We start from the raw sequence: 11,729 nt of genomic DNA on the forward strand, positions 1-11,729 counted from the left end.
TGAGTCATTTCCGACTTGCATTGCACTTGACTTTTGCCTTTATTACTTTTGCTTACACACTTTGGGTTGCTTTAGACTTAATTTATCCTGAACGCCAAACCGTATTTATATCTTTGCGAAATACTGCTCGAATCGCATTGGTTTTTCTGATTTTGCAAATCATTTACGGAGGTTTCGTGGCAGGCTTGAATGCTGGTTTGATACACAATCATTGGCCTTTGATGAGTGAAAGTAAGTTCATGCACGAAACCGTATTGATTGAACAACCAACACTTATACTAAACCTGACGGAAGGAAAAAGCGGTGTTCAATTTGTACACCGAAATTTGGCCTATGTTGTAGTTGCTTTGATGTTGTTTTTATATTATAAATCTAGAAAATTTGTTTTAGTCGCCAGTCAAAAATTTGGATTGAATGTATTAGTGGTATTTGTTTTTATACAATTTGGTCTTGGTGTTATTACCCTTTTACTCCAAGTGCCTTTGTGGCTAGGACTCTTGCATCAAGTGATGGCTTTTTTACTTTTATCAGCTATGACATTTACGTTGCATCGTTTAAGTAAATAGCACTAAGTGATTTCTATGTTGATAACAAACGATAAATCTACTTAGTGAATTTAAACTAATACCATCCTAAAAAAATCGGTAATGCTTTGCGCTACCGATTTTTTTTATGCTATCCAATTTTTAAAATCACTTACTTTTTCGCGACTCACAATAACTTCATCCGCTTTATATGTGGGCAAAATAATCTTCAAGCGCGAATTGCTGTACACCACAATTTCCTTTACAGAAGCTAATGGCACAATGAACTTCCGACTAATTCGATACCAGTTTTTGGGACATAACTCGTTTTCCAAAATTTCAAGAGGCGTGTCAATTAAATAATCTCGATTGTCGTATGTATGAAGGTAGGTTCCTTTGTTCTCGCTGAAAAAACACTCAATATCATCCACATTTATAATCTTGAGTTGCAAACCAATTTTGACCGTAAACCTGGATTTATACACTTTTTCTGAAGGAGCAAACATACTTCTAATCTGAACAAAATTCAATGAAAGTGGTTCTTTCTTCGCCAATTGCATTTGAAATTTATGCACAGCTGCTTTCAGTTCGTCTTCGTCAATTGGTTTTAATAAATAATCAATACTATTGAGTTTAAAAGCCCGTAAAGCATATTCGTCATAAGCCGTTGTGAAAATTATAGCACTTTGAATTTTGATTTTTTCAAAAATTTCAAACGAAAGCCCGTCGGAAAGTTGAATGTCCAGAAAAATCAAATCTGGATGCGGATGTTCTGATAACCAAACAATTGACGCTTCTACAGAATGCAACAATGTGTTTACGGTCAAACCCAACTGTTCCACTTTTCGCTGCAACAATCGAGCAGCTGGTTTTTCATCTTCAATAATAATGATGTTCATTTCGTTATTTTTTTTTGTTCAATTTTCCAGCGATTACTCCCACTTTGTATTTTGCTTGCGATCCATAAACTCCTTTATTTTCTTTTCTTCCCAATCCTCACCAAGAAAGAAATTTCTTCCGTAAAGATTGAGTGTATGAAAAAAGAGACCTATTCCCCAAAAGAAAGCTACTGAAAAAGTAGAAAATTTCCAAAATGTTTCTCCTTGATCAAGATTTAAAAAATTTATAAGGATCAAAAAAGCATTTACTAAAACAAAAGATGCCAAATGTTTGTAGTAACCTTTAATTTCTTGGACTCTTTTCGTAGCGCGTTCTAAGCGAACCTCTTCGGGTGTTTTTAATCGTTCCATATTACTTGTTTTTAAAATTATTTTTATTGTGTTCACGTTCCAAATCTTCTTTCATGAACTGCTGTATTTTTCGCTCTTCCCAATTGTTTTTCATAAACGGGTGAATTTCAAAAGTACTTAAACCATGAAAGGCAACTCCAGTTCCCCAACCCATTATTGAAAACCAAAACCAATGGAAATCGGGCACAAAATAGAGATTTACGGTAACAATGATGGGGATGAAAATACTAAAAAGACTTAAATTGATATAAAAATCACGCATTTCCCGAACCTTTTTTCTGGCCCTTTGATACCGTATTTCATCCTGAATTTCAAACGCTTTGTTGGCTACTTCCATTGATTTGACTTTTCTTTGTTCATCAATTCCTTTATTTTTTTCTCTTCCCATTCCTGATTTAAAAAAGGCATGTAATTAAAAACCGACATCGCATGTATAGCTACCCCGATTCCCCATCCTAAAAGTGGATAAAAAAACCATAAATTATTGGGACTTGTGATTAAATTTAAAATGAGCAAGCCAATATTGACTACGATGTAGGAAGTTAAATTCCCGTAAAATCCTTTCAAATCTTCCACTCGTTTTTGCGCTTTTAAATAGCGGTCTTCCGAAATACTTTGTGTTGTTTCCATAACGGATATTTGTTTGGTTAAAATCGGTAAACTGACCGAAAATTGATTTTTTGTTTCTTCTATTGTTACTTTTCGATGCGTCAAAATAGCATATCTGTTGATAATGTTTTGCAATCCAACCCCTCGCCGGTCTTGTAGCACTTGCTTTTTTTGTAAATCGTTTTCGATTATTAAATTAGATCCCACAATTTTAATCCGAATATACAGCGGTTTTTGTTCGCTCACCACATTGTGCTTGACCGTGTTTTCTAGCAAAAGTTGTAAGGAAAGTGGCACTACTTTGGCGTCCGGGCTCGGAATTTCATTTGGGAGTTCGTAAAACAAACTGTTCTCAAAACGCATTTTCAACAAGTTCATATAGGTTTTGGCGAAAGCCAATTCTTCGGAAACCATAACCAGTTCTTTATCCTTTTGTTCCAAAACATATCGGTAAATTTTAGAAAGCGAAGTCGTAAAACGCTGGGCATTTTCAGGATGTTCTTCAATCAACGAACTCAATACATTCAAGCTGTTGAATAAAAAATGGGGGTCAATCTGGTTTTTCAAACTTTCAAATTGTGCCGAAGCCGTTCCCGCAATAATTCTTTGTTCCTTAACTTTCTTTTCTTGATTTTTTTGGTAAAAATAAACTGCATGAAAAAACAAAGAAATAACCATTGTGATCAGTAACGAAATTATATAGTACCTGAATCTCTCGTTGGCAATAAAATCCGAAAATGTGGTGTGTTCAATAACCGTCTTGATAAACAACCGAATTAAAAATATTCCCATCATAGTCAAAGAAATACTACCTACAATGCCTATTATGATCCGGTATTTAGAATATTTGGTCCACACCACTTGGTGGTTCATGTAATCAAAAAACGTACTGTTAATAACGGTAAGAACGACACTATACAAACCATAATAGCCAATTTCAACTAAAAAATCATGATCAAATTTCAACACTCTTCCAAAAGTGTATTCGATGCCAATGATTACAAATGCAAGGACCAAACTTATAATTAAAGCCTTGAAAACAAGCTTGATAAAATATTGAATAATGCGTTGCATGGTATTTTTTTTTAAAATTATTTTATTTTTTTGCACACTGCTTTTGAGCTTCTAATGCACGATCTAAACCCCAATTGGGATGAAACACAGTTTCTGGTTTAAAATTACTAAAAAGGGTAATAGATTTATCAATTTGACCACACATTGCCGATGTATCTTGCTTAAAATAACGAGCGCCACCAATTTCAAACTCCGCTTTTCCAAAAACTACTCGTGGATTTTCTGGCGCAATATTCTCGGCTTTACCGTACAATTCCATTACTTTTCCCGACAATTTCATACCGTTAGTCATCGGATCTGAGGCAATCCATGCCGTATAAATGAGTGCTTGCATCACTAAAATTTCAGGATTTTGTGGGTTTTTAACAAACTCAATATCCAAACTTTCCTGGGCTTTGTTCAGCAATGCAGCAACCTTTTCCTTATCGCTTTGAACTTGAAATGCAGCTGTAGTATTGACAAGTGCTACGTAATAATTGGGCAGATAACTGTCTTTTTCGACCGATGCAATTCGTTCAAACATAGCAGAAGCTTCCATTGATTTTCCGGCTTTCCAAAGTTCAAATGCTTTGCCCATTCCTTGCTCGAACTGAGTTTGTGCTTGTGCAAAAAATCCAGAAAGAACGATTGCTGTTGTAAAGATAAATTTTTTCATAATGTTGTTGCTTTTAAAATGTTTAAAAATGATTTGTGCTTTATTTCTGAAACAAATTTGCGTCACTTTTGCAAAAAATAAAAACAAGTGTGACTCAACTGTCTATTTTGAATGCTGAATTGTTATTGTATCCCAAATCGTTAAATAATCAAATCGTATTTTGAAGCTTTTGCAAAGTATTTACTACAAATTATTCAACTGATTGGTTTTCTTATCCGAACTGATCGTCCAAAAGAAACCAACAAATACAAACCGACTTGCCGTGGGAACAATTGCCCGACTTTGAAACACACCCTGCGGATCTGGAGCATTGGCATATTCGTAACCAAAAACATTTTTAGTTCCTAAAAGATTGGATGCCGAAAAATACAATATCTTCTGAGGTGTTATCAAATATGCCCATCCGAGGTTTAAATTGGAAAAGCTTTTGGTTCTTTCGTTTAAAAATCCTTCGGTATTTGGATTCTCAAAAGGCCGTCCCGAATGGAATGTATAGGTCAAACCCAACTGCGATCGCAGGCTGGAAATCCAATATTTTGTAACCACCGAGCCGGTATGTTTGGCTACAAAACTGGGTGTAGCTTCCTGCAAATAATTACGATAATCCCGCTGGGTGTCGATAAAAGAATACGAAATCCAGTATTCCAAATTTTTAATACGTCCGTTTTCTCTCCAAAATACATCCAACCCTTTGGCATATCCAAAACCTGAATTGGCATAATTGCTGTTGAAAACCGGCGTCGGGGTGTCAAATTTTACCAAATCGTTATATCCTTTATAATAAACTTCGGCACGTAAAGTACTGGCGTCTTTGGTATAGGTGTAATTTAGAATGTAATGTTGGGTTTTCTCATTTTCAAAATTGTTGGAATATTTTAAATAATCGGCACGAGGTGCTTGCTCAAATTGTCCGTAAGCAAAAGAAAACTGATTGTTTTTGTCAATTTTGTAAGCTGCTGAAGCTCTCGGACTCACTGAAAACGCATTAAGCATTGCATTATTAGAGGCCCGAACTCCCACGTTTATTGCAAACTTTTTACTGAAAAAATAATCCACTTCAGCGTAAAAAGCCCCGATTCCTGCATCATAACCTGAACCGAATTGATTTTGCTGAAAAGCAATGTAATTTTCATCAAAATGCGTTTTGAAATAATCACCTCCAAAACCGACTTTCAAGCGCTTGGTGATTTTACTGAACACTTTCATTTTCAAATGAAAGGCATTTTCTTCATTAGTGATAAAATCTTGATTCAAGTCAATTTTATTTTTCCCTAAACCATAACTTACTCCAGTAATCAACTGCCAGTTGTTTACTAAAAAACCTTTGTAAATCGCATTGAAATAAAGGTTATTGTTGTTCAAATTCACTCGGTCTTTTATGTTTGTGTTGATGTTTTCTTGGTTCAAATCAAAACGAGAAGCATCGAAAGCAGTGTAAATTTTCAGCAAACCAGTGTCAAACTTATACCGATAAACGGCTTCGCCTGATAAGGATTGAAAAGCACGATTCCAATCCAATGCTTGAGGAACTGCGAGTTGATAAGGTGCCAAATCGATATAAGCGGTGTTGATGGACAAGCTACTTTTATTCCATTTTTGCGTATTGCTCAATCCCAATCCAACGGTCATTAGAGAAATATCAGTTTGCTCTTGAACGGGTTCGTCAATGGTGTTTAGTAATAAAACACTCGACAAAGCTTCTCCATATTCGGCCGAATACCCTCCCGTGGAAAAAGAAATTCCGCTAAAAAGAAACGGCGAAAATCGGCCTCGAGTTGGCACATTATTGGCCGAAGCTCCGTACGGCTGAGCCACACGAAGTCCGTCGACAAAGGTTTGTGTTTCGTCACTTTCACCCCCTCGAACAAACAAGCGTCCACTTTCTCCTACGGTTTGGGTTCCCGGAAGTGTTAACAAAGCCGAAACAATATCCCCAGCCGAACCTGCCGTAGTTACAATATCAAGCGGTTTCAAAACCGATACACGGGATTTGTCGCCTGCTTCTAACATTCCCGCATTTATAACGACTGCGTCCAAAGTGTTGATGCTTTCGCGTAAAACAAGCGTTTCAGCTTTAAAATTTTCAATAGAAATAGGCTTTATCAAGGTTTCGAAAGTGAGAAAAGTGATTTTTAATACTTGATTTCCTTTGGCAGTGGTGGAAAATTGAAAATTTCCTTCTGCATCCGTTGAAGTTCCGTCGTAGGTTCCGTCTATAAAAACATTAGCGCCTTGCAAAGGTTGGTTGCTTTCATCGACCACTTTACCTGAAATTAAGGTTTGACCAATTCCTATTTGCGAAAGCATTAAAAATAAAAGTGTTAGTGTTGTTTTCATTTGGTGATTATTTATGAATCAAAGGTGCGTAAACGGGTTTGATTTCAAAACTTAAAAATGCTGAATTGTCGACAATTAAGGATGAACTGTAACGCTATAATTGTAAAAAACTTAACAATTGCTTGATGTAAAATGTAGTAATTTAGCCCACATTCAAAATCAAAAAATTAAAAAAATTACTCATGCATTTAAAAACAAGATTACTCTTACTTTTCTGCTGTTTTCAATTCGCTTATGGAATGGCACAAGAAAAATTTACCTTGAGCGGAACAATTGCAGATGCGACAAGCAATGAAACTTTAATCGGTGTCAATATTTATGTCCCCGAATTAAAAATTGGTACATCTACCAATGCCTACGGATTTTATTCATTGACTTTACCCGCCGGAACGTACACCATTGAATTTAGCTATGTTGGATTTCAAACCTTTACCGACCAAATTGTACTTACAACGAACCTTAAAAAGAACGTTAGTTTGAACAGTGGCGAACAATTAGAAGAAGTGATCATTACTGAAAAGCCGAAAGCAAATATTCGAAAAGCAGAAATGAGTGTTAACAAATTATCCATCGCCACTATTAAGAAAATGCCAGTTGTATTGGGCGAAGTGGATGTAATCAAATCGATTTTGCTACTTCCTGGTGTAACCAATGCGGGAGAAGGTGCTTCGGGTTTTAACGTTCGAGGTGGCGGTGCCGACCAAAATTTAATTTTATTGGACGAAGCGGTAATATTTAACTCGTCGCACGTTTTTGGATTCTTCTCTGTTTTTAATCCCGATGCCATTAAAGATTTAAAACTGTACAAAGGTGGAATTCCAGCGCGTTATGGCGGTCGGGGATCGTCTGTTTTGGACATTTATCAAAAGGATGGAAATTCGAAAAATTTTCAAATGAACGGAGGAATTGGATTGATTTCCAGCCGCCTTTTGGCCGAAGGACCACTGGTAAAAGACAAAGGATCTTTTTTAATTGGCGGTCGCGGTTCGTATGCTCATTTATTTTTAAAACTAGCGGACAATGATAATGCGGCGTATTTTTATGATTTGAACGCCAAATTAAGCTACAAATTGAATGATCAAAACAGCCTGTATTTGTCGGGTTATTTCGGGAGAGATGTGTTCAAACTTGCCGATAGTTTTACCAATATTTACGGAAACTCGACACTAAATTTACGATGGAATCACTTGTTTAGCGACCGTTTGTTTTCGAATCTATCGTTAATTTATAGTGATTATTACTACGGTCTGACGTTGGATTTTGTGGGCTTCCAATACGATTCGGGCATCAAAAATTACAATATCAAGTATGACTTTAAAAATTATATTTCCGACAAACTCAAATTAAACTTCGGTGTGAATGGAATTTACTACGATTTCAATCCCGGAACCATCAATCCTACAAGTGCAACATCCGGAATTAACGCGCGCCAACTGGAACAAAAATATGCTTTTGAACCCGCTCTTTACATTGAAGCAGAACAGGATTTGAGCAAAAAATGGTCGTTGATGTATGGTTTGCGTTACAGTATGTTTTATCGTTTGGGTCAATCCACAGTAAATTTATATGAAAACGATCAAGCAGTAACCTATAACGAGATTTTGAAAATTTATGAAAAAGGAAAGCCCATCGGAACCGAATTTTTTGGAAGCAACAAAACAATGGCTTCTTTTGATAATTTGGAACCCCGAGTGGCACTTTCATACGCCTTGAACGACAACCAGTCGGTAAAAGCAAGTTACAATCGAATGACACAATATTTGCAATTGATTTCAAACACCTCATCGCCAACACCATTAGATGTTTGGACACCCAGCGATCGCTACATCAAACCTCAAATCGTAGATCAAGTGGCATTGGGTTATTTTCAAAATTTAAAAGACGACGCCTACACCTTAGAAGTAGAAACGTTTTATAAAACCGTACAAAACCGAATTGACTATATTGACGGTGCCGATTTGATTGCGAACGAAGCTTTGGAACAAATTATTTTGAACGGAAGGTTACGGGCTTATGGTTTAGAAGTACTTTTTCGAAAAAATACGGGAAAATTCAACGGCTGGATTGCCTACACACTTTCACGTTCAGAACAGCAAACGCCAGGAAGGACAGCCACGGAAATCGGAATCAACAATGGAAATTGGTACAAATCGGCTTTCGACAAATTGCATAATGTGGCGGTTACAGCCGCCTATGAATTGACCAATAAATGGAGTTTTGGTGCAAATTTTATTTTGCAATCCGGCCAACCTGTGACGTTTCCGAATGGACAATACCAATACCAAGATATTACCATCCCGAGTTATGGATTGCGAAATGAATCCCGTTTACCCACTTTTCATCACTTAGATCTTGCTGCAACGTATACGCCTAAACCCGATAAGAAAAAAGGTTGGCAAGGCGAATGGGTGTTCAGTATTTACAACATTTACAACCGACAAAATGCGGCTTCAATCAATTTTAGGCAAAACACAAGTGGGGCAAATGAAGCGGTTCGGTTCTCGATTTTTGGAGCAGTTCCAGCGGTTAGTTATAATTTTAAATTTTAATATCATGAAAAAATATACATTATTATTTATAACCATAATGTTCGCATTGAGTGTCACTTCCTGCGAAGAAGTCATCGACGTTGATTTGGATACTGCACAACCACGTTTGGTAATTGATGCGGCATTGCAATGGCAAAAAGGAACAAGTGGGGCGACACAAAAAATTAAATTATCGACCACAACAGGTTATTTCAATCAAAATGTTCCCAAAGTTTCGGGTGCTACGGTATTTGTTACCAATGAAGCAGCGGTGGTTTTTGATTTTATCGAAACCGTACCAAATTCAGGCGAATACATTTGTACTAATTTTATTCCTGTTCTAAATTCTACATATCAATTGACTGTCATTCAAGATGGGGTAACATATGTCGCAACAGAAACACTTAAACCCGTTCCAAACATTGATCGTATTGAACAACGAAACGATGGTGGTTTTACAGGAGAAGATATCGAAATAAAATTCTTTTACACCGATAATGGTGCTACAGACGACTTTTATTTATTTAGAGCCAAACTCTCGTCCTATCAAATTCCCGAATACGGTGTGAGTAGCGATGAATTTTATCAAGGAAATCAAATTTTTGGTCTTTACAGTAATGAAGATTTTAAATCAGGCGACGAACTCGCTATCACGTTGAACGGAATTTCCGAAGGTTACTTTAATTACTTACGCGTTTTACTGAGCATTGCTGGAAGTGCCAATGGAAGCCCATTTCAGTCACCACCTGCCACCGTTAGAGGAAATATTGTAAATACAGTGGACGATAAAAACTATGTTTTAGGATATTTTAGTCTTTCAGAAACGGCTCATATCGACTATATAATCGAATAGTAACACTGTTAATTTTATAAATCACAATTGATGTTTCGTAACAGCTGGGCGTTTGATTTTGCGGAAATTTGTTCTATCAATAACCTTAAAATTAAATGCTATGAAAAAGTCAATTGGATTGTTAGTTGCTTCGATATTGTTATCAGGAGCTGTATTTACGAGTTGTAAATCAAATGAAGAAAAAGTAGAAGACGCTCAAGAAGATGTCGTTGATGCAAAAGAAGATGAAATGGATGCTCAACAAGATGTAAACGAAGCTCAGTATGAAAATGCTTCAGACTACGAACAGTTTAAAGCAGATACCAAGTTGATTATCGCTGAAAATGAAACGCGAATTGCAGAATTCAAAGTAAAATTAAAAGCAGAATCAGCAGAAAACCAAAAAATGTACCAGTCAAAAGTGGATATGTTGGAGAAAAAAAACGATGAATTAGAAGATAACATCGATGATTTTAAAGACGGCGCTTCTGAAAATTGGAACGATTTTAAAAACAGAATTCAAAAAAGCAAAGACGATATCGATGCCGATATTGAAGCTTACAAAAGAGAGCATAACTACTAGTAGATGTTCCCAAAAAATCAAAGGTGTACAGCAATGTATACCTTTTTTTTGGTTTAATTTTTTAAAAGTACAATAGCTTTATTTTTACTTTTTAGAAATTAGTTTTGAAAAATTCCTTATTTCTTTATCAAAAAAAAAAGTCCTAGATTGATCTAGGACTTTAAAAGTGGGTGGAAGACGGGGCTCGAACCCGCGACTATGTTGCTGATATTCAGCTATTGTTTTTAAAATGATCACTTTTTACACTTAAAGTGATAGATTTAGATGGTTTAAATAAAATTTATTCCTTAATTTCTTTAGGTTGCACTGGAATTATTTCATGGGGCGGAATGGCAAAAGGATTATTAGGAACTTGTTTTGTAATCATAGCAAATGTATAATTATCTGACATACAGGTTTGTGCATTATGTCTATGCGAATGCGCTCCAACTTTAAAAATTTTTGGAGCTCTTTTAGATTTCATAGCAACACTAATATTTTCCGCTTCTAAAATATCATCTAAATCAAGAGCTGAATTCTGATTATAAATGGCTTCTTTTGGAGATAACTCTTTTTTAATAACAGCTTCACTATTTCTAGAGCACTTATATAAAAAACATTTACCTACATTATTAATTACCATGTATGATGAGTTAATTATTTTTCTCGAAATAATTTCTGCTGATAGGCATTCTATTGATGTATTATCTTGAAAAAGCTTCATCTATATATTTGAATTTAAAAATTTGCATTTAAATTCATAATCCTGAAGTAGCTTATTAACGCGTTCAATTGGAATCGAAAACAACTCTGCTAATTCATCTGTTGAAAATTCTCTCTGAGTAATATTATTAGCGATAGAAACGGCGAGTTCAAATTCGTCCGATTTAAAATTATCATTGGAACTTATCAAATATCTATTTTCAAATGTTTCTAATTCATAATCAAATTCATCTTCAGAAATCAGTTCATTGTCAAGTTGCATAGTAAGCTGAAGGTAATCAACTTTTTTGTATAAATTTGAAATCGCTGTAATGTATAAGCGCTCCTTGCTAATATATTTATGGAAATTACTTAAGTGATTCTTAATAGAGCCATCAAGAGTACCATAGCAAAAATTTACATTATTATTTTCTGACGTTGCCAAAAAATACTTTCCAGTTGTATCAATTCCCGATGTTGTAGGAAATGAATTTTTGGTTATCAACATTGGTAAGGAAGTTAACGCTTGTTCATCTCGAATTTTTAAAATGTCATTCATAAATCGAAATTATATTTTTAGACTCTTCTAAATAACTGTTATATTTATCAACCATAGCAAAAAATAACTCTACCGAATTTTCTTCATAATCTTTATG

12 protein-coding genes are annotated in these 11,729 nt (G+C 35.5%); 4 read left to right on the forward strand and 8 right to left on the reverse strand.

Features of this window, described 5'->3' with window-relative positions:
* Window positions 1–566, forward strand: a 566-nt coding sequence (locus ACIQ2X_RS08710; protein ID WP_396178539.1) for a COX15/CtaA family protein, incomplete at its 5' end; no start/stop codon positions are given.
* Window positions 567–670: 104 nt separating this feature from the next.
* Here the strand turns inward: ACIQ2X_RS08710 and ACIQ2X_RS08715 are convergent.
* The 6 genes from ACIQ2X_RS08715 to ACIQ2X_RS08740 form a co-directional block, all read right to left on the reverse strand.
* Window positions 671–1,423 carry a LytR/AlgR family response regulator transcription factor gene (locus ACIQ2X_RS08715; RefSeq protein ID WP_396178540.1) on the reverse strand — a complete coding sequence of 251 codons (753 nt, stop codon included), beginning with the start codon at window positions 1,421–1,423 and terminating at the stop codon, window positions 671–673.
* Between the two features lie 33 nt (window positions 1,424–1,456).
* Window positions 1,457–1,774 (reverse strand): 2TM domain-containing protein, encoded by a 318-nt coding sequence (locus ACIQ2X_RS08720; protein ID WP_396178541.1) that lies wholly within the window; start codon window positions 1,772–1,774, stop codon window positions 1,457–1,459.
* 1 nt (window position 1,775) lies between these two features.
* The gene (locus tag ACIQ2X_RS08725) at window positions 1,776–2,111 is read right to left on the reverse strand and encodes a 2TM domain-containing protein (protein ID WP_396178542.1); all 336 of its coding nucleotides are present in this window, start codon (window positions 2,109–2,111) and stop codon (window positions 1,776–1,778) included.
* Window positions 2,102–3,457, reverse strand: a complete 1,356-nt coding sequence (locus ACIQ2X_RS08730) for a 2TM domain-containing protein (protein WP_396178543.1) — start codon at window positions 3,455–3,457, stop codon at window positions 2,102–2,104. The genes ACIQ2X_RS08725 and ACIQ2X_RS08730 overlap by 10 nt, the downstream gene beginning before the upstream one ends.
* A 22-nt stretch (window positions 3,458–3,479) precedes the next feature.
* Window positions 3,480–4,112, reverse strand: a complete 633-nt coding sequence (locus ACIQ2X_RS08735; RefSeq protein WP_396178544.1) for a hypothetical protein — start codon at window positions 4,110–4,112, stop codon at window positions 3,480–3,482.
* 183 nt (window positions 4,113–4,295) lie between these two features.
* Window positions 4,296–6,449 (reverse strand): carboxypeptidase-like regulatory domain-containing protein, encoded by a 2,154-nt coding sequence (locus tag ACIQ2X_RS08740; protein ID WP_396178545.1) that lies wholly within the window; start codon window positions 6,447–6,449, stop codon window positions 4,296–4,298.
* A gap of 182 nt (window positions 6,450–6,631) precedes the next feature.
* On the opposite strand from ACIQ2X_RS08740, the gene ACIQ2X_RS08745 reads away from it, so the two are divergent.
* The 3 genes from ACIQ2X_RS08745 to ACIQ2X_RS08755 all read left to right on the forward strand — a co-directional run bounded on the left by ACIQ2X_RS08745 (window position 6,632) and on the right by ACIQ2X_RS08755 (window position 10,392).
* Window positions 6,632–8,998 (forward strand): TonB-dependent receptor domain-containing protein, encoded by a 2,367-nt coding sequence (locus ACIQ2X_RS08745; RefSeq protein ID WP_396178546.1) that lies wholly within the window; start codon window positions 6,632–6,634, stop codon window positions 8,996–8,998.
* Window positions 8,999–9,002: 4 nt separating this feature from the next.
* A complete protein-coding gene (locus tag ACIQ2X_RS08750) occupies window positions 9,003–9,830 on the forward strand; it encodes a DUF4249 domain-containing protein (protein WP_396178547.1) in 828 nt (275 codons plus the stop codon).
* Window positions 9,831–9,930: 100 nt separating this feature from the next.
* Window positions 9,931–10,392: a hypothetical protein gene (locus ACIQ2X_RS08755; protein ID WP_396178548.1), complete on the forward strand. Its 462-nt coding sequence runs from the start codon at window positions 9,931–9,933 to the stop codon at window positions 10,390–10,392.
* Between the two features lie 280 nt (window positions 10,393–10,672).
* Here the strand turns inward: ACIQ2X_RS08755 and ACIQ2X_RS08760 are convergent, their stop codons facing one another.
* Both ACIQ2X_RS08760 and ACIQ2X_RS08765 read right to left on the reverse strand, forming a co-directional pair.
* Window positions 10,673–11,095 carry a hypothetical protein gene (locus tag ACIQ2X_RS08760; protein ID WP_396178549.1) on the reverse strand — a complete coding sequence of 141 codons (423 nt, stop codon included), beginning with the start codon at window positions 11,093–11,095 and terminating at the stop codon, window positions 10,673–10,675.
* Window positions 11,096–11,632, reverse strand: coding sequence for a hypothetical protein (locus ACIQ2X_RS08765; protein WP_396178550.1), 537 nt, complete (start codon window positions 11,630–11,632; stop codon window positions 11,096–11,098).
* Window positions 11,633–11,729: the final 97 nt, after the last annotated feature.

This window comes from Flavobacterium sp. (assembly GCF_044368625.1).
Lineage (GTDB): Bacteria > Bacteroidota > Bacteroidia > Flavobacteriales > Flavobacteriaceae > Flavobacterium.

What these genes read in the sequence shown, in the direction of transcription:
- ACIQ2X_RS08755 (WP_396178548.1), top strand. Translation starts at nt 9,931, where the DNA reads ATGAAAAAGTCAATTGGATTGTTAGTTGCTTCGATATTGTTATCAGGA.
- ACIQ2X_RS08720 (WP_396178541.1), bottom strand. Translation starts at nt 1,774, where the DNA reads ATGGAACGATTAAAAACACCCGAAGAGGTTCGCTTAGAACGCGCTACG.
- ACIQ2X_RS08765 (WP_396178550.1), bottom strand. Translation starts at nt 11,632, where the DNA reads ATGAATGACATTTTAAAAATTCGAGATGAACAAGCGTTAACTTCCTTA.
- ACIQ2X_RS08715 (WP_396178540.1), bottom strand. Translation starts at nt 1,423, where the DNA reads ATGAACATCATTATTATTGAAGATGAAAAACCAGCTGCTCGATTGTTG.
- ACIQ2X_RS08730 (WP_396178543.1), bottom strand. Translation starts at nt 3,457, where the DNA reads ATGCAACGCATTATTCAATATTTTATCAAGCTTGTTTTCAAGGCTTTA.
- ACIQ2X_RS08735 (WP_396178544.1), bottom strand. Translation starts at nt 4,112, where the DNA reads ATGAAAAAATTTATCTTTACAACAGCAATCGTTCTTTCTGGATTTTTT.
- ACIQ2X_RS08745 (WP_396178546.1), top strand. Translation starts at nt 6,632, where the DNA reads ATGCATTTAAAAACAAGATTACTCTTACTTTTCTGCTGTTTTCAATTC.
- ACIQ2X_RS08725 (WP_396178542.1), bottom strand. Translation starts at nt 2,111, where the DNA reads ATGGAAGTAGCCAACAAAGCGTTTGAAATTCAGGATGAAATACGGTAT.
- ACIQ2X_RS08760 (WP_396178549.1), bottom strand. Translation starts at nt 11,095, where the DNA reads ATGAAGCTTTTTCAAGATAATACATCAATAGAATGCCTATCAGCAGAA.
- ACIQ2X_RS08750 (WP_396178547.1), top strand. Translation starts at nt 9,003, where the DNA reads ATGAAAAAATATACATTATTATTTATAACCATAATGTTCGCATTGAGT.
- ACIQ2X_RS08740 (WP_396178545.1), bottom strand. Translation starts at nt 6,449, where the DNA reads ATGAAAACAACACTAACACTTTTATTTTTAATGCTTTCGCAAATAGGA.